24 protein-coding genes and 1 pseudogene are annotated in these 26,320 nt (G+C 43.3%); 3 read left to right on the forward strand and 22 right to left on the reverse strand.

Features of this window, described 5'->3' with window-relative positions; all coding sequences use genetic code 11:
- Positions 1–5 precede the first annotated feature (5 nt).
- Together RDV49_RS08725 and cdaA are read right to left on the reverse strand one after the other, a co-directional pair.
- Positions 6–755 (reverse strand): CdaR family protein, encoded by a 750-nt coding sequence (locus RDV49_RS08725; protein ID WP_003006499.1) that lies wholly within the window; start codon positions 753–755, stop codon positions 6–8.
- Positions 752–1,600: a diadenylate cyclase CdaA gene (gene cdaA / locus RDV49_RS08730; protein ID WP_003006497.1), complete on the reverse strand. Its 849-nt coding sequence runs from the start codon at positions 1,598–1,600 to the stop codon at positions 752–754. The genes RDV49_RS08725 and cdaA overlap by 4 nt, the downstream gene beginning before the upstream one ends.
- Before the next feature lie 103 nt (positions 1,601–1,703).
- Between cdaA and murT the strand changes: the two genes are divergently transcribed.
- The 3 genes from murT to RDV49_RS08745 are packed head-to-tail and all read left to right on the forward strand — an operon-like array spanning position 1,704 to position 4,130.
- On the forward strand, positions 1,704–3,047 hold the full coding sequence (gene murT, locus RDV49_RS08735) for a lipid II isoglutaminyl synthase subunit MurT (protein WP_003006494.1): 1,344 nt from the start codon (positions 1,704–1,706) through the stop codon (positions 3,045–3,047).
- Positions 3,047–3,835: a lipid II isoglutaminyl synthase subunit GatD gene (gene gatD, locus RDV49_RS08740; protein ID WP_003006492.1), complete on the forward strand. Its 789-nt coding sequence runs from the start codon at positions 3,047–3,049 to the stop codon at positions 3,833–3,835. The genes murT and gatD overlap by 1 nt, the downstream gene beginning before the upstream one ends.
- Before the next feature lie 10 nt (positions 3,836–3,845).
- Positions 3,846–4,130, forward strand: coding sequence for a lipopolysaccharide assembly protein LapA domain-containing protein (locus RDV49_RS08745; RefSeq protein ID WP_310744347.1), 285 nt, complete (start codon positions 3,846–3,848; stop codon positions 4,128–4,130).
- 22 nt (positions 4,131–4,152) lie between these two features.
- Here RDV49_RS08745 and RDV49_RS08750 read toward each other — a convergent pair whose 3' ends face one another.
- The 20 genes and pseudogenes from RDV49_RS08750 to RDV49_RS08840 all read right to left on the reverse strand — a co-directional run bounded on the left by RDV49_RS08750 (position 4,153) and on the right by RDV49_RS08840 (position 26,213).
- On the reverse strand, positions 4,153–5,340 hold the full coding sequence (locus RDV49_RS08750) for an MFS transporter (protein ID WP_037607810.1): 1,188 nt from the start codon (positions 5,338–5,340) through the stop codon (positions 4,153–4,155).
- Positions 5,341–5,450: 110 nt separating this feature from the next.
- Positions 5,451–6,629, reverse strand: coding sequence for an MFS transporter (locus RDV49_RS08755; RefSeq protein WP_003006483.1), 1,179 nt, complete (start codon positions 6,627–6,629; stop codon positions 5,451–5,453).
- A gap of 24 nt (positions 6,630–6,653) precedes the next feature.
- On the reverse strand, positions 6,654–7,526 hold the full coding sequence (locus RDV49_RS08760; RefSeq protein WP_003006480.1) for an XRE/MutR family transcriptional regulator: 873 nt from the start codon (positions 7,524–7,526) through the stop codon (positions 6,654–6,656).
- A gap of 4 nt (positions 7,527–7,530) precedes the next feature.
- A complete protein-coding gene (locus RDV49_RS08765; RefSeq protein ID WP_003006477.1) occupies positions 7,531–7,887 on the reverse strand; it encodes a hypothetical protein in 357 nt (118 codons plus the stop codon).
- 33 nt (positions 7,888–7,920) lie between these two features.
- Positions 7,921–8,031, reverse strand: a pseudogene (locus RDV49_RS10440) (ATP-binding cassette domain-containing protein); the annotation flags it as partial.
- 64 nt (positions 8,032–8,095) lie between these two features.
- Positions 8,096–10,003, reverse strand: a complete 1,908-nt coding sequence (locus tag RDV49_RS08770) for an ABC-F family ATP-binding cassette domain-containing protein (protein WP_003006475.1) — start codon at positions 10,001–10,003, stop codon at positions 8,096–8,098.
- A gap of 103 nt (positions 10,004–10,106) precedes the next feature.
- Positions 10,107–10,829: a M57 family metalloprotease gene (locus tag RDV49_RS08775; RefSeq protein WP_003006472.1), complete on the reverse strand. Its 723-nt coding sequence runs from the start codon at positions 10,827–10,829 to the stop codon at positions 10,107–10,109.
- An 81-nt stretch (positions 10,830–10,910) separates the two neighbouring features.
- The gene (locus RDV49_RS08780; RefSeq protein WP_003006470.1) at positions 10,911–11,750 is read right to left on the reverse strand and encodes a DNA/RNA non-specific endonuclease; all 840 of its coding nucleotides are present in this window, start codon (positions 11,748–11,750) and stop codon (positions 10,911–10,913) included.
- A gap of 83 nt (positions 11,751–11,833) precedes the next feature.
- A complete protein-coding gene (locus RDV49_RS08785; protein WP_003006464.1) occupies positions 11,834–12,022 on the reverse strand; it encodes a DNA-directed RNA polymerase subunit beta in 189 nt (62 codons plus the stop codon).
- The gene (gene murA, locus RDV49_RS08790) at positions 12,012–13,295 is read right to left on the reverse strand and encodes a UDP-N-acetylglucosamine 1-carboxyvinyltransferase (protein ID WP_003006461.1); all 1,284 of its coding nucleotides are present in this window, start codon (positions 13,293–13,295) and stop codon (positions 12,012–12,014) included. Before murA ends, RDV49_RS08785 begins: the two co-directional genes overlap by 11 nt.
- A 66-nt stretch (positions 13,296–13,361) precedes the next feature.
- Positions 13,362–13,592, reverse strand: coding sequence for a DUF1146 family protein (locus RDV49_RS08795; RefSeq protein WP_003006458.1), 231 nt, complete (start codon positions 13,590–13,592; stop codon positions 13,362–13,364).
- Between the two features lie 97 nt (positions 13,593–13,689).
- On the reverse strand, positions 13,690–14,109 hold the full coding sequence (locus RDV49_RS08800) for a F0F1 ATP synthase subunit epsilon (protein ID WP_003002471.1): 420 nt from the start codon (positions 14,107–14,109) through the stop codon (positions 13,690–13,692).
- A 13-nt stretch (positions 14,110–14,122) separates the two neighbouring features.
- Positions 14,123–15,529 carry a F0F1 ATP synthase subunit beta gene (atpD, locus tag RDV49_RS08805; protein WP_003006453.1) on the reverse strand — a complete coding sequence of 469 codons (1,407 nt, stop codon included), beginning with the start codon at positions 15,527–15,529 and terminating at the stop codon, positions 14,123–14,125.
- 85 nt (positions 15,530–15,614) lie between these two features.
- Complete coding sequence (locus RDV49_RS08810) at positions 15,615–16,496, reverse strand: F0F1 ATP synthase subunit gamma (RefSeq protein ID WP_003006449.1); 882 nt, start codon at positions 16,494–16,496, stop codon at positions 15,615–15,617.
- Between the two features lie 15 nt (positions 16,497–16,511).
- Positions 16,512–18,017, reverse strand: coding sequence for a F0F1 ATP synthase subunit alpha (gene atpA, locus RDV49_RS08815; RefSeq protein ID WP_003006447.1), 1,506 nt, complete (start codon positions 18,015–18,017; stop codon positions 16,512–16,514).
- 15 nt (positions 18,018–18,032) lie between these two features.
- Complete coding sequence (locus RDV49_RS08820) at positions 18,033–18,569, reverse strand: F0F1 ATP synthase subunit delta (RefSeq protein WP_003006441.1); 537 nt, start codon at positions 18,567–18,569, stop codon at positions 18,033–18,035.
- Positions 18,569–19,063, reverse strand: coding sequence for a F0F1 ATP synthase subunit B (gene atpF, locus RDV49_RS08825; RefSeq protein ID WP_003006439.1), 495 nt, complete (start codon positions 19,061–19,063; stop codon positions 18,569–18,571). The genes RDV49_RS08820 and atpF overlap by 1 nt, the downstream gene beginning before the upstream one ends.
- A gap of 19 nt (positions 19,064–19,082) precedes the next feature.
- Entirely contained in the window at positions 19,083–19,796 is a 714-nt protein-coding gene (gene atpB, locus RDV49_RS08830) for a F0F1 ATP synthase subunit A (RefSeq protein WP_003006436.1), read from the reverse strand.
- Positions 19,797–19,829: 33 nt separating this feature from the next.
- Positions 19,830–20,030: a F0F1 ATP synthase subunit C gene (locus tag RDV49_RS08835; RefSeq protein ID WP_003006433.1), complete on the reverse strand. Its 201-nt coding sequence runs from the start codon at positions 20,028–20,030 to the stop codon at positions 19,830–19,832.
- Positions 20,031–20,258: 228 nt separating this feature from the next.
- Positions 20,259–26,213, reverse strand: a complete 5,955-nt coding sequence (locus tag RDV49_RS08840) for a ZmpA/ZmpB/ZmpC family metallo-endopeptidase (RefSeq protein ID WP_003006430.1) — start codon at positions 26,211–26,213, stop codon at positions 20,259–20,261.
- Between the last annotated feature and the right edge of the window lie 107 nt (positions 26,214–26,320).

Consider the following 26,320-nt stretch of genomic DNA (forward strand, 5'->3'; position numbering starts at 1 on the left):
ACTTTCTAATTACTTGAACTGGAAGAGGTCGACGACGAACTGCTAGAGCTTGACGTAGACGAGCTACTCTTTGTAGTCACTTGAATCCGTGTTTCACTCGGATTAACCAAGCCTGGTAGAATATTTCCTTGAGCATCCACTGCATTTAAGGAAATGGCTCCGCTATAATTTCCACTGATGATCTCACTGGATGGGAAGACAGCTTGGACATGATCAATACGACTTAAGGTTTCTTGATCACTCGTCACTTCCACCTTAGTTTTTTCAAGAGAAATATCCGTTACCGTAATTCCATCCACAATTTGATTATCCGGGATCGTGGCTCTAACTGCAAACGATTTTTTCGCTTTCTTACCGATTTTTACAGAAACTTTCTGAGGCTCTACGGTTGCTGTCAAACCAGCTGGAAGATCTTCCACAATCAACGGCACTTCAACGGTACCTTCCTTGACCTTACGAAGATCCGCTACCACGCGAAACTTCCTAGTTCCCGGTTGCATCTCACTTGCAAGTGCGACCCGGTTTGAACCCTTTAGAAAGACTGTTACCTCAGATGTCAATCCACTGACAAAATATTTCTTGTCATTATACTTGGCATCAATTGGAATATTGGTCAAGGTATTGGTGTAGGTCTCTGAACTCACTTGCCTAGCGCTGCTATTATTTTGAAAATTAAAGGAAGATGCATTGATAAACAAGATAAAGGACAATAAGACGGAGGCAAAAACATAAAGAAATTCTTTTTTCGATCTCATTTTGTTACCCTCCCAAATAGACGCTCTTTCCAACTAGTCGTTTTATTCTCTTCAGGAACCAGGAAGGCTCTCAATTCTGCCTCGAACTCTTCTAAGGATAAATCATGTCGGAAGGTTCCATTATAGGTCACAGAGATCCCGCCCGTTTCTTCTGATACCACAAAGGTAAAGGCATCAGAGACTTCAGATAAACCAATAGCCGCGCGGTGACGCGTTCCGAACTCTTTTGAAATTCCAGTATTTTCGGTCAAGGGCAGGTAGGCACAAGAAACAGCGATTTTATCATTGCGGACAATGACGGCTCCATCATGCAAAGGAGTATTAGGAATGAAGATATTAATCAGCAATTCTCCTGAAATATCTGCATCTAGAGGAATCCCTGTGGAAATATATTCCTGAAGAGTTCTAGCTCCTTGAATGGCTACCAAGGCACCAATCTTACGTGGGCTCATATAAGCTACTGCCTTAACATAAGCCTGCAGCATCTTCTCTTCCTGACTGACTTCACTCGTCGTAAAGAATTCTGTTGCTCGACCCAGACGCTCTAAACCAATCCGAATCTCAGGGGAGAAAATCACAACCAGGGCGATAACCCCATAAGTAATCACTTGATTGATCAGCCATGAAATAGTCGTGAGCCCTAAGAAATTGGCTAAAAACTGCACCAAGAAAAAGATAATAACTCCACGAACCAAAATCATGATCTTAGTCCCTACGATGGCCTTGATCAAAAAATACAACAACCAAGCCACCAGGGCAATATCGATGATATTGATAACAATACTCCACCAATTCGGGAACAAACTGGTCCAAAATTGTGGATTTGTAAACTGTTGAATATTCATATTCTCATACCTACCACTTCTCTAAAAGACATCACCTTATTATAACATGTTTCAACAGATTTTTCTGTAACCTTCTGACGCTTTTTATGATAAAATATGATTTATGAAGATAAATACAACCTTGGGCCTTCTGGCAGGAAAGCTTGCCGGCTCTATTCTACAAAAAATGGGGCGGGGATCAACCCTACCAGGTAAAGTAGCCCTCAAATTTGATAAAGATATTCTCAGACAACTGGCCAAAAACTATGAGATTGTTGTGATTACAGGGACAAACGGAAAAACCCTGACCACTGCACTAACCGTAGGTATTCTCCAAGAAGCGTTTGGACCGATTTTAACCAATCCAAGTGGGGCCAATATGATCTCTGGGATTACAACGACCTTCTTACGAGCTAAGCATTCGAAATCAAATCGACCGATCGCGGTACTTGAAATTGACGAGGCCAGCCTCTCTCGGATTTGTGATTATATCCAGCCCAGCCTTTTTGTGGTCACCAATATTTTCCGGGATCAGATGGACCGCTATGGAGAGATCTATACAACCTACCAAATGATTTTGGATGCCATTCACAAGGTCCCAACTGCGACGGTTCTGTTAAATGGAGATAGTCCGCTCTTTAATAGTCAGACCTTATCCAATCCGATCCAATATTACGGATTTGATACAGAAAAATCAGAGCCACAACTAGCCCATTACAATACCGAAGGAATCCTGTGCCCGCATTGCCACAACATTCTCAAGTACAAGCTCAATACCTATGCTAACCTTGGTGACTATGTTTGTGAACACTGTGGGTTCCACCGGCCTCCTCTGACTTATGCCGTGTCCGACTTACTGTCTTTAACCCATCGCTCTTCCCAATTCCGGATCCAAGGCCAAGACTACCACATCAATATCGGTGGTCTCTACAACATCTATAATGCCTTAGCAGCTGTTTCCGTTGCTGGATTCTTTGGGGTTCAACCTGAAGTGATTAAGCAAGGATTTGATCGCAGCCGCGCTGTCTTCGGTCGTCAGGAAACCTTTAAGATTGGGGATAAGGAATGTACCCTAGTCCTGATCAAAAATCCAGTTGGAGCTACTCAGGCTATTGAAATGATCAAACTAGCGCCGTATTCCTTCAGCTTGTCTGTGCTTCTCAACGCGAATTATGCAGATGGGATCGACACCAGCTGGATTTGGGATGCCGACTTTGAGCAAATCACCCAGATGGACATCCCAGAGATCAATGCTGGCGGAGTGCGCCACTCTGAGATTGCTCGACGACTTCGGGTCACTAGCTATCCTGCAGAAAAGATCACTGAAATGGCTGAATTAAAAGAGGTCTTCCAACGTATCCAGCAACAGGAAACCCCTCACGCTTACATTTTAGCTACCTATACAGCCATGCTAGAATTTCGTGAACTCTTGGCCCAAGAACACCTGATTGAAAAGGAGATGCACTAATGATATATACTTCCCTAGAATCTTCTGATCAGGCACAGTATCCCTACAGCCTGCGCATTGCCCATCTCTATGGCAACTTAATGAATACCTATGGGGACAATGGAAATATCCTCATGCTCAAGTACGTTGCGGAAAAGCTTGGAGCCCATGTCACTGTTGATATCGTCTCTCTCAAAGACCGGTTCGATCCTGATGCCTACGATATCGCCTTTTTCGGCGGCGGACAAGACTACGAACAGACCATTGTATCAGAAGATCTTCCAGATAAAAAAGAAGACCTTGCACGCTTTATTGATGACGATGGTGTGGTCCTTGCTATCTGTGGTGGCTTTCAGCTTCTGGGTCAGTACTACATTGAAGCTTCTGGCAAACGCATTGAAGGGCTCGGTATTATGGGCCACTATACGCTCAACCAAGTCAACAACCGCTATATCGGTGATATCAAGATCCATAACGAAGAATTTAACGAAACCTATTATGGTTTTGAAAACCACCAAGGTCGGACCTTCTTGGCTGAGGATGAAAAACCGCTGGGCAAGGTAGTCTATGGAAATGGGAACAACAAAGAAGATGGGTGCGAAGGGGTTCATTACAAGAACGTCTTTGGCAGCTACTTCCACGGCCCTATCTTGTCCCGAAATGCCAATTTGGCCTATCGCTTGGTGAGCACTGCCTTAAAAAATAAATATGGCAAGGACCTTTCCCTACCGGCTTATGAGGAGATTCTAAGCCTAGAGCAGCCGGAAGAATACGCTGATGTGAAAAGCAAGGCACCGACTGAACAATAAGGAGATAATGATGAACAAAAATAATCTACACTACATTGCTTTATTACTTTCCATCTTATTGATTGCTGGTATTTCCCTTGCAAATATGCAAACGGTCACTGTGAATTTCCTCTTGATTCAATTTAAATTACCCTTGATCATTCTGATCTTGCTCTGTGTCCTCTTGGGTGCATTCGTCATGACCTTGGTTAATTTTTCAAAGGGCTTCTCCCTAAAAAAAGAACTCAAAAACACTCAAAAGCAACTGGAAGAAGAAAAGAAAGAAATCAAGACAGAAAAAAAAGAAAACAACTAAAAAGCACCGATTGGTGCTTTTTTCATGCTGACGTACCTTCTTTTGCTTGTAATTTCTTGGCGACTACTTGAGCTAGGAGTGAAAAGAGAATGACGCCAGCTCCTATCAGGAGAAAGGATTCTACTCGAACACTTGGTAACCAGGTCATCAAACCTTTAGCCACCGGCATAAAGAGAATGGCTAGGGTAAAAATCGTGCTTAAGACCCTGCCCAGATAGTCTCCTTCCACCTTGGTTTGCACTTGGGTAAAAAAGTGGATATTAAAAATCGTCATAAAGAGTTCACAAACTAAATTTCCAGAAAAGGAAAGAAGAGGTGGAAGGGGCAAGCCCATCATGAAGACCCCTACTCCTGTTAGAATCAATAAGAATAAAAGCATCTCCATGCTGGATTTAAATTTATTGGCTATGAGAGCTCCGATGATTGAGCCTATAGCGCCCAAGGTTAAGATAGTTGCATAGGCTTCTTTGACCCCGTAGAGCCGATTGGAAAATGGGAGTAAAAACTCAAAAGCTGCAAAGAAGAAATTGACACTGGAAGCCACCAAGAGGAGAAAGAAAATTTCTTTCTGATGCCAGATATAGTGCAGTCCATCCTTGATGTCCGAAAAAATATCTTTTCCTGTGAACCGTTTCTTTTCTTGAACTTTGGCTTCTTCTTTCGGAAGGAATGCCACTAGGACAAAGGCGATGAAAAAGGTCAGTGCATCCAGTAAGAGGGTCGCATGGAGACTGGCAAATTGTAAAACAAGGAAAGAGAACACAGGTGAGCTAACACCGACAACCTGTAAGACCAACTCCAAGCGGGCATTATAGGTCACAATCTCGTCCTTCTCTACGACCTCAGTGATAATGGCTTTGTTAGCCGTACGAGAAAATGCAAAGGCAATGGCCTGAACAATATTAGCAAAGATCAAAGCTCCAATCATCCAACGATCGTTCCTGATAAAAGAAATCGCCAAACAAAGGAGACCACACACCAGGTCGGTCGTCATCAAAATCTTGCGACGAGAAAAACGGTCTGAGATCACGCCACCAAATGGATTGACTAGAATGGAGGTGACGAGTTCAGAAATCTGATAGATCCCCAATACCGTCTTTCCCACCGTCCCCATCGAGGCCAGCCAGACACTGTTCCCATAATCATAGAGCATATTTCCCATTCTATTGATCGCCCCACGAGCAATTAATTGGACTGCATATCGATTCATCAAAAAAACCTCCTTCATTTTCTGAAACTATTGTATCAGTTCATGAAAGAGGTTTTTATTTTGTCCCTTATTTGGGAAAAACAATAAGTTACAATTTTATAAAAGGATATCTACTGTTCTTTTGATTGAAGCTGCTTAGCTAGTAGCTGAGCCAAGAGTGAAAAGAGAATAACTCCAGCTCCAATCAGGAGAAAGGATTCTACTCGGACACTTGGCAACCAAGTCATCAAACCTTTGGCGATGGGCATAAAGAGAACAGCCAAAGTATAAATCGTACTCAAGGCTCTACCTAGATAATCATCTTCCACCTTGGTTTGCACTTGAGTAAAAACGTGGATGTCGAAAATGGTCACAAAAAATTCACAGACCAGATTTCCCGAAAAGGAAAGATAAGTCGGAAGAGGCAAGCCCATTATGAACACTCCTACACCTGCCATGATAAGTAAAAACAGGAGAATTTTCATACTTGATGTAATTTTATTGGCAACAAGTGCTCCTAGAATAGATCCAATAGCTCCCAATGTTAAGATGGTCGCATAAGCCCCCTTGCCCCCGTAGAGTCGATTGGAAAATGGAAGTAAAAACTCAAAAGCCGCAAAAAAGAAATTAACGCCGGAAGCCACCAACAAGAGAAAGAAAATCTCTTTCTGATGCCAGATATAGTCTAACCCCTCCTTGATATCAGAAAAAATATCTTTCCCGGTAAACTGTTTCCTCTCTTGCACCTTAGCTTCTTCTTTCGGAAGGAAAGCCACTAGGACAAAAGCAATGAAAAAGGTCAGTGCATCTAATAAGAGGGTCATATGAAGACTGGCAAATTGTAGAACTAGGAAAGAAAAAACAGGTGAACAGACACTAACAACCTGTAAGACTAACTCCAAGTGAGCGTTATAGGTCACAATCTCTTCTTTCTCTACTACCTCGGTAATAATGGCTTTATTGGCAGGTCGAGAAAAACCAAAGGCAATGGCCTGAACAATATTGGCAAAAATAAGAGCCGCAATCATCAAGCTATCATTTGTGATAAAAGAAATCGCCAAACAAAGGAGTCCACAAACCAAGTCGGTCGTCATCAAAATCTTGCGACGAGAAAAACGGTCTGAAATCACTCCTCCAAAAGGATTCACGAGAATCCCTGTCACTAACTCAGAAATCTGATAGATCCCTAATACCGTCTTTCCTATAGTCCCCATCGAGGCCAGCCAGACACTATTCCCATAATCATAGAGCATATTTCCAATTTTGTTAATAGCTCCACGACTAATTAATTGGACCGCATGTCGGTTCATAAAATCTCCTTTATCACTGTCCTATTAGGAACATTCATTTTTTACAAATTTATCAAAGTGTTCTTGATAATAGGCCACCTGCTCCGGCAGTCCCAGCACGTCAAAAATATGCATGGCTTCCTGCATTTGCTGCCGCCCTTCTTCTGTTTGCCCCTTTTGATAGAGGGCAAATCCCTTGAGATAATGAAAGACATTGCGTTCGTAGAGCTTGATGCTCTTGCCGATAATCTTTTCTACATAGGCTTCAAAATAGCTGGCGTTTTCAAAAGAACGGTGTTCTAAACAATGCTGGTAGCAATTCAGAGCTAGAATCAAGACCAGTTTTCGATGGCGACCAATTTCTTTGTAGAAATCTTCACGCTCCATCACTTCTCTCCCAAGCCGTGTGACATAGTCCACATCATAAAAGCTGTAGAGATTGCCAAAGAGGATCAACTCATACATGGTCCATTCTTCCGTTTGAAAGAGGTAATCCGCCACCTTATCCAGATCAGGTTGCTTCATCGTGTAGCTGGCATCTCTCTGGCAAATCAGGCCTTGTAGCAGGATCCAGTTCAGCTCAAAATAGAGGGGATTGGTGGAATGTTTGGCTTTTTCAAGTTGTTCTCTTTGAAGCTTTTGAAAACCTGCAATATCATTTGAATAGTAAAGTGGAATAATCTGGGCCATCAAAGCGACATGCTCATGGTGTTGAAAATTTCTGGCCTTATCCATAAAATTCTCAATCGTCACATGGATATTGTCCAAAATGTCAAAGAAGCGCGAAGCAGCCAGATCCGACTCCCCCAATTCAAAACGGGATAATTGGGAGGTCGAGCAGGCCTCTCCTGCAGCTTCTTTCAACGAATAATTTTTACTGATTCGAAATTCACGAAAAACTTTGCCTAAATCTTCCATTTGATTACCACTTAAATTCCTTTAAGTGCCTTTCTAACTCTTGCAAGTACCCTTCGTAGAATCCTTGATCTTCTTTCACGGAAACATCTAATTGTCTTAAGTAGGAAATCAGCCAATCAACCAATAGATCATACTGATGAAGAGGTAGGCGTTTCATCTGCTCTTCAACAAAAGAAATGGCCTCTGCAAAGCGCTGCTCTTCTAGAACTTGCTGAAGATAGTGAGCCCCGTTGATGAGCCTTCCTTCCTCATCCTCATACTGCCCCAAATCTAAATTTTGAATCTGTAGGCGCAAAGTTGTACCAATCATGTTGGCTACACCTTTAACCTGCTTCATAAACCAATCATTTTCAGTCGCCATAATGTTCTCCTTATACAAATTAGAAAACTATACTTACTGCGCTAGTTCTTCCCATTCTAGCATGGCTTCTTCTTGGGCGGCGGTCAGCTGGTCGATTTGCTACTGGCTCTCCATGTGTTCGCCGGCGTCATTAGTGGCCCGCAGCTTCTTTTAACGAACAATTCTTACTGATTCGAAATTCACGAAAAACTTTTCCAAGATCTTCCATCTATTCCACCTGCTCTGACAGTTCTGCCCACTCTTCCATGACCGCTTCCTGCTGGGCAGTTAGTTGATCCAGCTCGCTTTGCAGTTGAACCAAGTCAGCTGCATCGTTGGTGCTATGCATGGTTTCGGTGATGTCTTGGATTTTCTGGTCCAGCTCTTCCATCTCTGCTTCCAATTGCTCAATGCGACGGGTGATTTTCCGGAGTTCCTTCTGGTTTTGCTTTTGCAGGTGATAGTCATTGCTGGTGACTTCCTCCGTAGAAGAAACAGGCAAAGCTTCTGCTTGTGCTGCAGCTAGGGCTTCTAACTCAGCTTTTTTCTCCAGATAATAGTCATAGTCGCCTAGGTAAAGAGTTGAGCCCTCTTCTGACAGTTCCAAGACCTGTGTAGCCACCCGATTGATAAAGTAACGGTCGTGACTGACAAAGAGCAAGGTCCCATCAAAATCAATCAAGGCATTTTCCAGCACTTCCTTGCTATCGATGTCCAAGTGGTTAGTCGGCTCGTCGAGAATCAAGAAATTGTTATTCTCCATGGACAGCTTGGCCAAGAGCAGACGCGCCCGCTCTCCACCTGACAGCATGCCGACGGTTTTCTTAACATCATCCCCAGAGAAAAGAAAGGCTCCCAGGCGATTGCGGATCTCCACTTCTGGTGTCAGTTTAAAGTCATTCCAGAGCTCATCCAAGACACTGTTGTGATGGGTTAGCTTACTCTGAGTCTGGTCATAGTAGCCTACCTCGACATTGGCCCCAAAACGAGCTTCTCCCTTGATAAAAGGAATCTGCCCGACAATAGACTTAATAAGAGTAGATTTCCCGATCCCATTTGGTCCTACAATAGCGACCGCATTCATCTTGCGGATATCCAAATTAATAGGCTCTGACAGGATTTGATCGTCATAGCCGACGGCTGCCTCTTCTACTGTCAAGACGACATTCCCCGATGTCTTATCAGAATGGAAGGTCATATGGGCTGACTTAGTTCCAGCTTCTGGCTTGTCTAGGCGCTCCATTTTTTCCAACTGCTTGCGCCGAGACTGGGCCCGCTTGGTAGTCGACGCCCTCACCAAATTACGATTAACAAAGTCTTCCAGCGCCGCAATTTCTTTTTGTTGCTTCTCGTAGTTCTTGGCTTCGGTCAGCAGTTTTTGCTCCTTTTGCTCCACAAAGCTGGAGTAATTGCCGACATAGCGGTCCAAGGAATGCTTGGTCAAATCCAAGGTAATAGTTGCGACCTTATCTAGGAAATACCGGTCGTGGCTGACAATGAGAAGGGCCCCACTATAATTGACCAGATAGTTTTCCAACCAGGCAATGGTCTCAATATCCAAGTGGTTGGTCGGCTCGTCCAGTACCAAGAGATTTGGTTTTTCTAGAAGCATCTTGGCCAGAGCTAGACGGGTATTTTGCCCACCAGACAGCTCTTCAATCTTCATCTGCCACATGGACTCATCAAACTTAAAGCCGTTGAGAATGGCGCGGATATCTGCCTCATAGGTAAAGCCACCAGCCTGACGGAATTCTTCTGATAGACGGTCATAATCCTGCATGAGTTTTTCTAAGTCAGCCCCAGTTTTTTCCCCCATCGCAAGCTCCATCTGCCGCAAGGTTTTCTCGGTCTTTCTGAGATCGTCAAAGACATGGAGCATCTCATCGTAGATAGTATTGGACGACTCAAATCGACTATCCTGGGCTAAATAAGAGAGAGAAAGGTCCCGCTTTTTATTGATTTCCCCAGAAGTCGGCTCTTCTTCTCCCACCAAGATTTTTAAGAGTGTTGACTTACCGGCTCCGTTCTTTCCGACCAGGGCAATCCGGTCCCGTTCATCCACCTGCAGGCTGATATTATCAAAAAGAACCTCCCCTGCAAAAGAGCGTTCAATTTTGTTGGCTTGTAAAATAATCATGTCCCTATTTTACTATCTTTTTTCAGATTAAACAAGGAAAGACGAGCCATCAAAAAAATCCTGAGCCCTTGGGGCCCAGAACTTTTCAATGATAAATTGTATTTTATTCTTCCTTGTACAATTGTCGGACTGCTTCCACATCTGTATCCTGGATACTGTAGAAGGAGCCAGCCGGTTGCATGACCGATTCTCCATCAGTGTGGTCCAGCCCAATGGCATGGCCTAGCTCATGCTCAGCTGTATTGACAATCCGATCATAACTGTAGTTATAGACATAATTTAAAAGATAATGGCGATTGAGACGCACTGTGATGTGGGTGAAGCGGTTGGTTAAGAGGTTGGTCTGAGAGGCAGTCTCTCCTGCAGCAGAAACGGATGCGTTATCCATTTCTGTCAAAACCACATTAGCCTCTTTTTCATTTGTAACCAACTTGAAGGTAAAGGCGCCTGTTTGGTTCCAAGCCTCAATAGCATCCCGATAAGCTTTTACAAAAGTTTGACTGATATTGGGATCCAAATAGACCGTAGCCTCCGCTTTTTCCCAGCGAGCGCCACTATGCTCATGATTGTCCGTCTGCGTGGTCTGTGAGCTAGGCGCCATCCCAAAGCGCGATGCAAAGCCCTTATCACCAAATAAATTGCCGACTTGATAGACAACCTTTTGGGCAGCTCGTCCAAACCCATCCATACCAGAACTAGGAGAATCTGTGAAATAGATGATCCCCACTAGAACGAGAAAACTGATGGCAATGGTCCAGAAAAATCCCCAAAAAAGACTCCAAGCCATGCGAAGGATTCCTCTGAAAAATCGAAAAATGGTTCTCATACATTCTCCTTTCTCTTAAAGAAGGTATGCCATTGTAACACTCCATTCTTAAAAATAACTTAAATAGCCATGCTTTCTGGCTTATTGATGAACGGTTACTTTTCCTGTCTGATAATCCAGGCTAATCCCACTTTGAACATTGGGAACAAAGACATTGAACTCAAGGGTCCCATCACTCGATTTGGCTTCGATCTGTGATCCTAATGGAATCAGATCTTCTGGATGGTTGTAGATCGAGGTGACCCGATAGCGGATCCGCTTGTTCTTATCCAGTGCTTTTCGGACCAGGGTCTCATAGTAGTTTTGACCGGTGGAATGAGGGTCATTGGCTTGATTGGACCAAGCCGTTTGTACAGCGATATTTTTGGGATTGCTCGTCGAAGCATCGAAACCTTTGAGATTACCGATCAAGGCATAGCCCAATAGGTGGCCCCGATCCACAGCATGGTCATACTCGCCTGACAGATGATGGACCTGATGCCAACCTGCTGGTTTCCAATCGGTTAGGCCACTACCTGTTGCATCTCGATCTCTGTACTGGCGAGTCGCCTTGGTCATAATAGCGTTCGCAACCGTCGGTACGGTCTTTCCATTCACTTCTTTTGTCTTGTTATCCGCATAGGGTTGACTAGCCACACTGGCATCTAGATCTGTTCGATTTCCCTTAACTACAAAGGCTCCAGCACCATTCCATTCCAAGTCATTCCCTAATTGTGAACGGGCAGATTTCGTTAGTACAGAGCTAGCTAACTCTTTACTAGGTGTTTCTTGTTGGCTACTAGTCACCACCGAAACAACCCGATCTGTCGCTTCTTTTACCGTCGGTTGATTAAAATAATAGCCCCCAATAGCTAGGGCCGTTGCCACCACAAAACCTGCTAGGGTTTGTTTGGTTCGTTTGCTTACTGTTTGTTTTGCCATATCTCTCTCCAAAAAAGAGCAGCGCTAGATGGGTCATTGACTCGATTCGCTGCTCTCCTTTTTACTCAATTTTAGTTAAAAGCTTATTTGCCTGTTAGCTTTCCAATGATCTCTGACCAAGTGTCCGGAGAGAGGATGGACCATGGATTTTTTCCATCGCCAATCACTCCATAGCCAATGACCAAACCAACTGCAAAAATGATGATTCCAATCACAGCCAACAGGAGGACAATTCCTAGCTGTTTTCCAACATAGCGAAGATTAGTTTTCATCGTCTTCTTCCTCTACACGTTTCACGTCTGCACCTAATGCCACCAATTTCTCATGGAATTGATAATAACCACGATCTAAGTGACTTAATTTGCTGACTTTCGTCTCTCCTTCTGCTACCAAGCCCATCAAGACCAAGGTTGCACTAGCTCGTAAATCGGTCGACATGACCTCTGCACCTTGGAAGCTTTCCCCTCCAACGATGCGAGCTGTATCCCGCATAATGTCTGAGTGAACGCCCATCCGACGCATTTCTTCCAAATGCTGGAAGCGATTCTCAAAGACCGTTTCAATCATGGTAGACTCACCTTTAGCCATGGCCATCAAGGCTGTGAATTGAGCCTGCATATCGGTTGGGAATCCTGGATACGGAAGGGTTTTAACGGTCACTGGACGGAGCTTACTGATATCCGATTGAATCCGAATTCCATTTTCTTCTTCGGTTACCGTCACCCCCATCTCCTGCATCTTAGATAGAAGCGGGCGGTTGTGTTCCCAAATGGCATCTTCGATCAAGACATCTCCACCAGTCATGGCTGCCCCAATCATAAAAGTTCCAGCTTCGATGCGGTCTTGCACAACATTGTGGTTTGCACCATGCAAGCTTTCCACACCAACAATGGTCAAGGTCTCAGTTCCTGCACCCTTGACATTAGCCCCCATTTTATTGAGCAAGAGAGCTAGGTCAACAATTTCAGGTTCTCGAGCTGCATTTTCAATCACAGTGACTCCATCTGCCAAGGTTGCGGCCATCATAATATTTTGTGTCGCACCTACTGATGGGAAGTCCATATAAATGTGTGCTCCCTTGAGACGTTCTGCTTTTGCTTCAATATAGCCAGCTGTTTGGGTGATTTCAGCTCCCATAGCTTTCAGCCCTTTCAAGTGGAGGTCAATCGGACGACTCCCGATCGTACAGCCACCAGGCATGGAAACTTTGGCATGGCCATTCCGTGCCAAGACAGGACCCAAGACAACGATAGAAGCCCGCATCTTACTCACATATTTATAAGGCGCTTCCTCTGATAATTTTGCTTGCGCATCTACAACAACTGTATTTTCTTCTTCATTGAAGGTTACTTGTGCATTCAAACCACGAACAACATTGTTCATTGTAAAGACATCTGATAACACAGGTACATTTTTCAAGGTTGTCACGCCCTCGCTTGCTAGAACTGTTGCAGCAAGAAGAGGAAGGACAGCATTTTTTGCTCCTTCGATTTTAACGGTTCCAACCAGTCGATTATGACCACCATTAACGATTATTTTTTCCATACGGGATTGTTCTCCTATTTCTTAAAGTCACGCTTTCTATCATACCATATTTTTTATAAAATGTGGCTAGAATTGGCCAATAAAAATCTGCCGACTCATCTCATAGACACTAATAAAAAATGAGCTTGCTAGATAGCCTATTCCAACGCTGATCATCAAGATCAAAAAACGGATTTTAACTGCATTTTCAGCACTTACTTTTAAAAACTTTTCCCATTGAACCAAGTTCATCAATAGGTAATAGGCAAAAAAGATAAACAATAGATGGCTTGAAAGATTAAAAATCATTTGAATCATACAGCTATTATACCATATTTGGTCCGTACTTTCTTCTTTTGATTCTCTCCCAACAAAAATAAGGTGAGGACAAGACCTCCACCTTATTTTGAATATCTTATAAACGATTTCCGACATTAATCCGGTTAATGGCGCGTTGAAGAGCAATTTTAGCACGACGTTCCATATCAACCGAATGCTGATCTTTGGCTTCTTCAATCGCTTTTTCAGCTCGCAGTTTGGCACGTTCTGCACGACTAATGTCGATATCTCGAGCACGTTCGGCAGAATCGGCAACAATGGTAATGACATTATCAGCTACTTCGATAATCCCACCATTGACTGCAATCCAATCAATATGTTTGTCATCGTCGACACGACGAACCTTTACTTGGTCTACAGCCAAAACCGCAATGGTATTGATATGATGAGGTAAAATCCCTAATTCACCATCAATTGTCTTGACAGATACAAATGCGGCATGATGATCATAAACCAGTCCATCCGGTGTAACGATTTGGACGTTCATTTGACTCATCTTTCACCTCTTCTTAGAATCCCATTTTTTCAGCTTTGGCGATCACATCTTCGATCGATCCAACACCACGGAAGGCATCTTCAGGAAGATGGTCATATTTCCCATCCAAAATTTCTTTAAAGCCACGAACAGTTTCTCCAACTGGTACATAAGAACCAGGTTGACCCGTAAATTGTTCCGCAACGTTGAAGTTTTGTGACAAGAAGAATTGGATCCGGCGAGCACGAGCAACCAAGGTCTTTTCTTCGTCAGACAATTCATCCATCCCCAAGATCGCAATGATATCTTGCAATTCATGGTAACGTTGAAGGACGCGTTTGACTTCAGAAGCTACTGCATAGTGTTCTTCTCCTACGATTTCTGGAGAAAGGGCACGTGAGCTTGATGCCAATGGATCCACCGCAGGGTAGATCCCCAATTGTACCAATTTACGTTCCAAGTTGGTGGTTGAATCCAAGTGAGCAAAAGCGGTTGCTGGCGCTGGGTCTGTATAGTCATCGGCTGGCACATAGATGGCTTGGATCGATGTAACAGAACCTTTCTTCGTTGACGTAATCCGTTCTTGCAATTGACCCATTTCAGTTGCCAAAGTAGGTTGGTAACCAACGGCTGATGGCATCCGTCCCAAAAGGGCTGATACTTCAGATCCGGCTTGAGTGAAACGGAAGATATTGTCGATAAACAAGAGAACGTCCTGACCTTCGACATCACGGAAGTATTCCGCAATGGTCAAACCAGTCAAAGCAACACGCATCCGTGCTCCAGGTGGCTCATTCATTTGTCCAAAGACCATGGCTGTTTTTTCAATAACGCCAGATTCTTTCATTTCCCAGTAAAGGTCATTCCCTTCACGTGTCCGTTCCCCAACACCGGTAAATACAGAAATACCACCGTGTTCTTGGGCAATATTATGGATTAATTCTTGAATCAAGACGGTCTTCCCAACTCCGGCACCACCGAAGAGTCCGACCTTCCCACCTTTCAAATAAGGGGCTAAGAGGTCAATAACCTTGATCCCTGTTTCAAGAATTTCTTCTGAAGTAGAGAGCTCGTCAAAGGATGGAGCTTTTTTGTGGATGGAGTCACGAGGAGCATCCTCAGCAAAAGGTTGATCCAAGTCAATGGTATCTCCAAGAACATTGAAGACACGTCCCAAGGTTTCTTTTCCGACAGGAACAGAGATTGGACGACCAGTGTCCAAGACTTCCATTCCACGTGTTAAACCATCAGTTGATTCCATGGCAATGGTCCGTACGACCCCATCACCAAGTTCCAAAGCTACTTCAAGAACGACTTTTGATTTTTGTTGGTCATTTTTATAGACTACAAGCGCATTATTGATCTCAGGAAGTTTATCTCCAACGGAAAAGGCAACGTCTACGACGGGACCTACGACCTGAGAAATTTTGCCTAAACTCATGTCATTCTCCTATTCTAAGTAATTTCTACTGCTCAAAAGTTCTCTTTCGAGCATCTGTTTTTGTATATAAAATTGTATCCGACAACTATTCAAGGGCGCTAGCACCAGCAACGATTTCAGTAATTTCTTGTGTAATCGCTGCTTGACGAGCACGGTTGTATTGAATCGTTAATTCATCAATGACTTTCTTGGCATTGTCTGTTGCAGTTTGCATGGCCATCATCCCAGCAGCATTTTCAGCTGTTTTAGCATCAATAATGGCACCATAGATCATGCTTTCAGCAAATTGAGGAAGCAATTGATCCAAGATGGCATCTCGACTAGATTCCAATTCTAGATTCAATACATAGTCCTCATCCGCTTCATTGGGGTCCAAATCAATAATTGGAAGCATTTGTTCCACCCGCATTTGGCTAGTTAAACTGTTAACGTGGTGGTTGTAACAGACGTACAACTCATCAAACAAGCCTTCCTGATACATTTGGACTGTTTTCGAAATGATCTTGCGAACTTCCTTAAAGCTAGGATGATCAGGCAAACCACGCAATTCATAAACCGGCTGAATCCCACGGGCACGGAAGAAATCCGCACCGACACTTCCAATACAGATCACTTCAAAGTCATCTCCAGTTGGATGGTATTCAGCCTTCATTTCCATCATGGTTTTAAGGATGGAGGCATTGTAACCTCCGACCAAACCACGATCGGATGTAATCACGATATAAGCTGTCTTTTTTACCGGCCGACTCACCAACATAGGATGGAACTTGGCATTCTCAGTTTCATGTCCATGGAGCAAGTCAGTTAGTAACTTACGTACCTTAGCGGCATAAACCTGAAAATCCTTGGCTGCTTGCTCAGATTTCCCAAGTTTAGCAGCAGACACCATCTGCATGGCATTGGTAATTTGACTGGTATTTTTAGTGGATGCAATTTTATTTTTTATATCATTTAATGAAACTGCCATCTTCCACTCCTATTTCTATTTGAAATTTGACTGGTTGACAAATTCTGTAAGGGCTGCATCCAGTTCTTCTTCTGCTGGAAGATCATGTGTCGAACGAATCGTCTCAAAGATTTGGTTATAATGTGCTTCAAAGTAATCAAACAACTCTTCTTGGAAACGAAGAATGTCGTCTACTGGAACACTATCTAAGAAACCATGAGTCAAGGCATACAAGATCACGACTTGTTTTTCAACTGTTAATGGTTCATGAACGGGTTGTTTCAAGACTTCAACTGTTCGGCGACCACGGTTCAATTTCGCTTGAGTCGCAGCATCCAGGTCACTACCAAATTTCGTGAAGGCTTCCAATTCACGGTAGGAAGCAAGGTCGATACGAAGGGTACCTGCAACTTTCTTCATAGCCTTGATTTGGGCAGCTCCCCCTACACGGGATACAGAAGAACCTGCATCAATGGCTGGACGAATACCAGCATTGAACAAACTATCTTGCAAGAAGATTTGTCCATCTGTGATCGAAATCACGTTGGTTGCGATATAAGCAGAAATATCTCCTGCTTGGGTTTCAATGATTGGAAGGGCTGTAATAGAGCCACCACCCAATTCATCTGAAACTTTAGCTGAACGTTCCAACAAACGGCTGTGGAGATAGAAGACATCCCCTGGGAAGGCTTCACGTCCTGGTGGACGACGAAGAAGAAGGGACAATTCACGGTAGGCTACGGCTTGTTTTGACAAATCATCATAGACGATCAAAACGTGTTTACCGTTATACATGAACTCTTCTGCCATGGCAACACCGGCATAAGGTGCCAAGTAAAGCAATGGAGACGGTTGAGAAGCCGAAGCGGTTACCACAATCGTATAATCCATGGCTCCGTATTTACGAAGAGTTTCTACTTGCGTACGAACTGTTGATTCTTTTTGACCAATCGCCACATAGATACAGATCATGTCTTGACCCTTTTGGTTCAAGATGGTATCGATAGCAATCGAAGTTTTCCCTGTTTGACGGTCCCCGATGATCAATTCCCGTTGACCACGTCCGATTGGAACAAGGGCATCAATGGCTTTCAAACCAGTTTGTAGGGGTTCTGAGACAGATTTCCGTTGCATAACACCAGGAGCTGGTGTTTCGACTGGACGGAATTTATCTGTCACAATCTCACCCAAACCATCTACTGGTTGGCCAAGTGGGTTGACAACCCGACCAATCAAGGCATCCCCTGCAGGGACTTCCATGATTTTACCTGTACGACGGACAGAGTCTCCTTCACGAATATCCGTGAAATCACCCAAGATGATGATACCGACATCCGTTGTCTCTAAGTTTTGGGCCATCCCGTATGAGCCATTTTCAAAGATCAACAACTCACCACTCATGGCATTTTCAAGACCATGAGCACGGGCAATCCCGTCACCAATGTAGGTTACAACACCTGTCTCAGTGACGTCAAAGTTTGGCTTGAAATTTTCAATTTGTTGCTTAATTAAAGCGCTGATTTCTTGTGCGTTAATCGCCAAAATTCACACCACTTTCTATTTCAATTTAGATTTTATAACTTGCAATTGGTGTTTGAGACTGGTATCCAACGTTTTATGATTGGCTGTCACGACAAAGCCACCAATTAAATCTGGATCGATCTTTTGTTGGATCGAGCGAACTTGAATCCCAAATTTTCTTTCGATAATGGGGATTAGCTTTTGCTCTTGAACAGGATCCAAACCAGCAACCGTCGTAACAGTGACGACAAAAGCGTTGCTCAACAGTTGAATCTGATCCAAACAAATCGTTACAATGTCATAAAATAAGGCTTCACGATGATTGAGAATAACCACTTCAATCAAATGGTCGAGTAATTGTGAATCAGAGGGTTGAAAAAGTCTTAGACTTTTTGCTTTCTCTTCATCCTCTACACCGATATGAGCTAAGAAGTTAGCAAGTCCAGTCTCTTCAAAAATAGCCTTGATTTGGGTCAATTTTTCAAAGACTAGATCTTGTTCTCCTTTTTCAAAGACCAATTGAACAAAAGGCTGGGTATATCTCTCAATCACCATCAGTTGCTTTTTGTCCATTAGGCTTCTCCTAATTCATCAAGATAGCGATCGATCAGTTGGCGTTGACCTTCAGCATCCAGCTGTTGACTCAACAATTTGCCGGCAAGATTGACAGTGAGATCTGCCACATCGCCTTTGATACTGTTCAATGCTTCTTCTTTGTTATGCGCAATTTCTTGTTGCGCTTTTTCTTTCAAACGTACTGCTTCTTGAGTGGCTTCTGAAAGGATCTGAGATTTGTTCTTTTCTGCAGTTTCCTTTGCATTTTCGACGATAGACGCAGCTTCTTTGCGGCTACCTGCCAACTCTTCTTCACGTTTACTTGCTAGTTCCTCAGCTTTTTGACGAGCTGATTCTGCTCCATCAATATCATCTGTAATCTTTTTGGCACGCGCTTCTAAAATTCCATTGATATTGTTCCATGCAAATTTCTTTATTAAAAAGATTAATAATAGGAAGGAACCAGCAATGAGAATAAAGTTACCAATAATTTCACTCATTGATACATGCATTCTTCTACTCCTCCTCTACTTACTCTTCGCCATTAATTTTCTTACCAATATAGATTGATGACAACATGGTAAACACATAGGCTTGGATACATGAAATAAAAATTGAAAATGCAGTCCATGCCATGCTACCAATAAAGGCAACTGGATACCAATAGAAAGCTTGGTGTGATAAGTTCACGAGCAAGCTTGCTAATACCTCACCCGCAAAGATATTTCCGAAGATCCGAAGTGCCAAGGAGGCAAAGTTCGTTAATTCTTCCAAAATATTCATGGGGGTCATAAATCCAGGTGTCACAAAAGCCTTTAAATATTCCTTCACACCACGTCGGCGAATTCCTTCTACATGGGCGATTAAGGTGATCAAAAATGAAAAGGCAAAGTCATAACCCAGGTTAGCGGTTGGTGATGTCCACAAATTGTAACCATTGGTCGTTTCGATTTTAGCCATCAATCCAATGTTATTGGCTACTAAAAGAAAGAGGAAAAGAACAAACAAGAACAAGGAATAGTCCTTTATGTAATGTTCCCCAATATTTCCTTTTGTAAAGCCTACGACAAAGTCATATGCGTATTCCAGCACATTTTGTTTGCCTTTTGGTCGGATCGACATTTTTCGACTGGCCCAATAAATGAAGCCAAAAACGGCGAAAACAGAAATCAGGGTCATAGCAAGTAGGGTCAAATTAAAAGATACAGGTCCAAGAGTAATCGTTGGATTGATACTTTCTTCCAAGGTTTGACACCTCCTTTTCTAAAATAGAAGCGTCTATTTGATAATAAAGGCCATAACCAAGGTTACGAAGAAAGTACCTTCGACAAAGGCAACACCAAGGATCAAAAGACTACGCAATTGACCGATAATTTCTGGTTGACGAGACGCAGATTTCAATAAGCTACTCATCATCAAACCTTCTGCCAGTGATACACCAAAACAGGCTAAACAAAGACCTAAAAATGTTAAATTCATGATGAATTCTCCTTTTATAAATTTTACCTCCTTAGTTTACTCCTAAAAGATATAATAGTCAAATATTTCCTAGCAAAGTAAGCGTTTTAGTGAAATTACGTTATTTTTTTAATATGATAATTTTTCCTATCTACGATTGATTTCTTTTAATTTTTAGACGCTTTGTCCACCTCTATTCATTTTTTCTTCTAAAAAACTCTCACCTGCTCAGCAGATGAGAGAATTCGATTATTTAAAGATAGACGTTTTGAAACTGTCTGTTTGTTGCAGTAATTTCTTAAAGATTTTTTCTTTCAAGGCAAGGGTATTGTCAAATTTGACAGAACCATTCTTCAAACTGGCCTGATCTTTTTCAACCGCAGTTGCAAAGGCTTGTTTTAAGTCCTCATAAGAGCTATAAGTAGTCCCATCCACTTCAATAGCCTGAAGTCCATTTTTGGCACTGGTTACCACTTCATTGAAGTAGGCTTTCTTCCAGTCTTCAAGGGTACTGAATTTCCCATCAGAAATCTTTTGAATGATGTAATCATCCCCTAGCGTCGCATGACCTGCTTGTTTGGATTCTTGTTTATACTTGTTTGAAGCATAGCCTAAGAAGCCTTTTTCATAGCCATAGTAACCCCAGAGTCTGAAGGTATTGTGTTTGAAGGACATGGCTCCAGGAGCCCCTTCACTGGTGTTTCCACCATAGATCCCTGTCATCATCGGTACCGTCACATAGGCGGAGCCAAAGTCAGATGGATTATAGACTCCATTTCCAGGACTACGATTGGTCATGAAGTTGTTGGTGATGAGATCATCTACTGAATGTAAGGTGATCGCTTTTTCCTCATCGCTCAAAGGACGTACCTTATCAAATTGATTCTTGGTGTTAGCCCCTCGGTATTGTTTATCAACCTTCTTGAACCATGCATTGTTCAAGTCTTGACTGCCTTTGTTGAGGACAGCTTCTCCTTCTAGGTAATCCAGAAGCATGAGGGTGTCGTTATAGCCTTTCATATACCGATCAATTTCGTCACGTGACTTCAAATCATTTGGATTGGTATTGTACCATTGGTTCCCATCATTTGGACGTTCATAGGCCATGTTGATACCTAAGGCCTTGTATTCCCCATTTGGATTGGATACGGATGGCGTTTGTAACATGCCTTGGGCAAAGGCTTCGATATCGGTTCCTTCTCGGTGTCTCCAACCACCTAAGTATACCATGCGGTCATTGACGTGCGTTGTTTCGTGGGTAAAGGCAGAGACCCCAAAGTCACTGATCATATCGGTCACCATGAAGAAAACAGAGTCGTCTTTATATGGGTTTCCGTAAATTCGCGCCACAGCTCCCATGCGCCAATCTGTCGCATGGTAACGATCGGTTGGACCATACAATTCACGGATTGGAGCGACATCTTTGCCACTGTTGGTATGGCCGTAACGGTCTGTACTAATGCCCTTGTAGTTTTGGTTATCAAGGACAGGGGTCGGCACCATATTATTGCTCTTCAAGAGTTGATTGCGAACCTTATCCGTTGCTAGACGTGACCAGAAATCGAGATAATTTTGTTGCCCTTTCGCCACCTTGTCAATTTCCGCTTTGAAGGCATTCCGCTCTGCTTCCGTGTTCTTACCATATTTCTCGAAGGAACTATAAGCCATGGTATTGTATGTTGAAATCAAGAACATATGGGCATCTTTTAAGTTCAAGAGTGGCAAGATCATTTTACCGTGAACATCATTGTTTAAGCCCTCATAGGCTCTATGCTTAGCAGATGCGAAAGCTGGATTGGTCGTCTCAGGCTCCACAATATAGACATTGTCTTTGGTTGCTTTAATGAACCAATCATTCAAGTCTGTCTCTTTTGTGAAGAGCTCCATATTGTACTTCAAGAAGTCATTTAGGTTCCCAGAAAGAGTCGATTTAGCCACGACTTCTCGGAAGGCATCGTGGGTACGAGTCCCTTTGATGTAGTCTTCTTTTGAACCAATTTCAATCAAGCGGTCTAAGACATCAACATTCTTCCCATAGAAATCTGGCTTGAACAACATGAGCTGTTTGAGATTGACATCATCGAACTTCACTCCATAATAGCGATTGAGGTATGACAAACCAAGAAGAACAGCGGCCTTGTTGTCATCAACTTTCTTGATAAGGGCCCGTTTGGCAGCCTCATCTGTATTTAATTGATGATCTTGGTTTTCAACTAGTTGTTTGACAAAGTGAGTCAGATTATCCTTGACTGCTTGGAAGCTTTCTTCAAGGTAAAGGTTCTTAATGGCATTGACTTTGTTAGGACCTGTTCGACCAAGATGTGTGTAGATTGGATCTGATTGTAATTCGACAGGGCTTAATTTTTCAACGATCGCACCAATGAGATCGCTCCGGTCTTTGTCCACCATATTTGGCGTATAGACCACTTCACCGAGCTCCGCCACACTGTACTCTTTGACTTGTTTGACTTTAGACTCTTTCGGTGAAATGCTAAAGATATCTTTTGTCTTATCGGCATAATGGATCAGGATGTGATCAGCATCAGCTAGTTCAGTAACAAAATCATTGCCCTTCATAGCAGTCACAGACAAGACTTCCTTGGTCAAGAGAGGACTCGTTGCAGCCAATTTATTCCCTTGGTCGACAATCCATTCTTTGTTGTAGAATGGTTGCAATTTAGCAATATTGCGGTAAGCTAGCTCACGAGTCGCATCGTAAGCAGTGATAGCCTTGTATTGATCGTCTTTGCTAACAAGGTGATTGAGCGTATCTTCAATTGGTTTCCTGCTGGTGAATTTATCAGCAGTGATTCCCATTGCTTCGATTTTCTGCTCAGCTTCTGCCAGCGAGATGCTAGGGATTTTACGGGAGTTGTTAAAGGTTTTCTTCCCTTCACTCACGCCTTCCACACTGTAATTGCGCTTGGTTCTTGAATAGGTGAAATAATCATCTGCGTCAATATCTGAGTGACCAAAGACCATCTCACCCGTTTTGACTTTCATCATGGTGATGTTGTCTTCAATAGTCCCCAAGGCCCAGTTGGTCCCTAGTAATCCACCAGACTGAACTGCTTCTTTGAGTTCAATTGAACCTTTAGCAACGGAGTTTCTGAGAACCCCTTCTTTACCCACTGTGTGGTTATTTCCACCATTTTGAGAGGAATAAACGAGACCTGCAGCTTTGGCTTTGTTCCCAGTGATTTCAGCATCAACGTAAGCTTTTTCAACGACACCTTTCCAGTTCTCACCAACAACACCCGCTAGATAGCCACCTTTGTTGCCAGTAGCGTGCAGTTTCCCGATAAAGGCAACATTGCTGACCTTCCCACTACCATCAATTTTATTGACGATCCCTGCTACGTCATTGTTCCCAACAACACTTCCTGTTACTTTAACATTTTCAACAGTTGCATTGTTTTTGATGACACCTGCGATTGGTGCTACTCGATCTGTCCCAGGTAGGTCAATATTGACATTTTCAAGCAAGAGATTCTTAACCGAGCCACCTTCGATGTTTCCAAATAATGGTCTTGTAATGTTATGGATGGCAAATTTATTTCCATCCGTACTTTCCAAAATTCCCTTGAAGGCATTGGTCACATAGGATTTCCCTGCTGGCTGGACATTAGCCGCATTCATATTGCTACCCAGTTTAAAGGTTCCAGTCGGATTGGCTTGCATGGCTTTTACAAGTTCGTTGAAATTGTAGTAGACATCACCTTCATGTGCTTTTGGTTTCGCAATATAGTGGATATAGTCCTCACTGAACTGGTTGTCCGCAGTCCGTTGGATGAGATCAGGAGCTTTGGCTGTTACTTTGTAGAGGGTCACGCCATCTACCGTTACTTCTTCAATTTTATCAACGGCTAGTTTTGTAACCTTATTATCATGGGTAGTGACCTTTAAGTAGTAAGGCTTCACATCTGATGGTGTTTCAGACAAGAGGCTGCTATCGATCTCAAGACCTTGGTCATCCACGCTAATCAGACTGGTTTCCTTGATGTTTTTGATTTCAACTTTTTTAAGATCAATTCTCAGTGGTTCTTCCTTGAGAACTTCTTCTTCATCCCCATTTCCACGGTCATAGACCATGGTCGTTGCGAGCGTATAATCCTTGTAGTAGTCTAAGTCCGCTAAGGCAGCTGCTAAGTCCGTCTCTGAAAGGGCAAAAGTTTTCACCACTTGATCGCCCTTCTTCAATACAGCCTGGATAGACTTGATGGTCACACCGTCTGGTTTATCCAAACGATAAGTAGCTTTAGCACTGCGCTTCAACACTTCCTGATCAAGATTGGTCAAGGTCAAGGTTGGCTTGTCTAATTCCTTTGTCCCTTGTTGAATGATCTGATCTTGCGCTTGTTCTACCACTTCTTCGGAAATTGTAGGAGCATCCGTTGTTTTGACACCTTTAATGGTCTTGTAGACCTTGGTGATTTTCTTCTTCCCATTTTTACCGGCTTGAGAAACCCTTTCGGTTCCTTTTAGCAAGGTAGCATCTTGTTCGGTTACCGTCTTAAATGGAATTTCTTCAAAAGCAACTTCCTCTTTTTGGCCTTCAATCGCCTTAGTCCCACGACTAATTTTTTCTGGCACAGGAGCTTTTACCGTTTCAGTTGTCGTACTGAGAGGCTCTCCAATCTTCTCACCATTGACCGTCTTATAAACACGACGAATCTCCTGACTACCAGCCTCTCCTTTTTGAAGGAGGCTTTCTTCATCGGTGTAACGATTGGCGTCCGTTACATACTCTGTTTCATATGGAAGGATTACCGTTTCTGTCTCTGTTACTGTCCCTTCCGTAACTTGATAGGTTGGATTCTCCGGTTGAACGGGAGCTTCGCCAACATGGCCTTCTTCCTGTGTCCCCTTGGCTTCCACCACACCTGTATAGGTTGGGGTCTCCGGTTGAATAGGGGCTTCGCCAACATGGCCTTCTTCTTGTGTCCCTTTAGCTTCCACCACACCTGTATAGGCTGGGTTCTCTGGTTGAACAGGGGCTTCGCCGACATGGCCTTCTTCCTGTGTTCCCTTAGCTTCTACCACACCTGTATAGGCTGGGTTCTCTGGTTGAACAGGAGCTTCGCCGATATGGCCTTCTTCCTGTGTTCCCTTAGCTTCCACCACACCTGTATAGGTTGGCTTCTCCGGTTGAACAGGAGCTTCACCGACATGACCTTCTTCTTGTGTCCCCTTAGCCGTTACAACTGGAGAAGGATTGGGTTGAGGGGTTGGTTGGGCATCTTCTTTTGTCCCAACAGCAAGAATTTGTGAAACTGGTTCTTTAGTGACCTTGCTTTCAACGACTCTGCGAACTTCTTGTCCATCTACCACACTCACTTCTGTCAATAGGGTCCGCTCCCCATTTTGACCAGCAGTCAGCACCTTGGTTTGCCCTTTAGGTAATGTAGGATCAGCTTGTTTGACAGTTTCAAATGGCACAGGCTCAGTAGAGACTTCCAGGCTTGGTTTTTCAACTTGAGGAAAGGCTGGAGAGACTTCTGGGGTCACACGCGCTTGTGCTTCCACTTGTGGAATACCTGTACTTGTTTTGATCGTTCCTTCTACAGAAGGTTTCGTTTCCTGCATAGCCTTTGGCTCTCGTAAGCTCGTCTTTTGGACTGACGGGTAGCGCAGATAACCAATATAGTCATAACCGTCAATTTGAATCACGCCATTTGCAAGATCTTTGCTCGATGCGATCGCAAGATCCTGATTATAGGCACGCAAAACTTGATTTTGTAGGGCTGCGACTTCAACTGGAAGTAGAAGACTTTGTCCCATAGCTCCAATCAAAAGGACGCCCATGACCTTCTTCCGGTGCTTTTTAGAGAGTAAGAGGACCGCAAAGGAAGCTGTAGCTAAACTTAGGCCAAAGAGGCCAACTTCCTGACTTCCTGTTTGAGGAAGAACCGACTGAGTTGCTTCCTTCTTCTTATAGACGAGATAGAAAGTATCTTCATTTTGATACTCTTCAGGGATTGCATGAATCACCTGTGCTTTTTCTTCAGCGGTCAGCTCTTCTTCTGTCACATATCCTAAGTGCACATGAGCAGGTAGGGTCACCTGATCTGCTTGGACAGGACGAGCCCCTAACAGGCTTCCTCCTAATAAAAAGGCTCCAATGGCCACCGGACCAACACCGACAGTTAATTTCCGAATCGAATATTTGGTCATTTTTTCAAACGTTTGTTTCGCTTTTTTCATCCTAAAATTCCTATATAGTAATATTTAACCCTCGAGCAGGGACCTGATTATTTTTAGAGAGGATGGGATCCTTTCCAGAAATAAGAACCTTCCCGGGATTTTTTACC

Origin of the sequence: Streptococcus parasanguinis (assembly GCF_031582885.1) — a bacterium.
GTDB lineage: Bacteria > Bacillota > Bacilli > Lactobacillales > Streptococcaceae > Streptococcus > Streptococcus parasanguinis_M.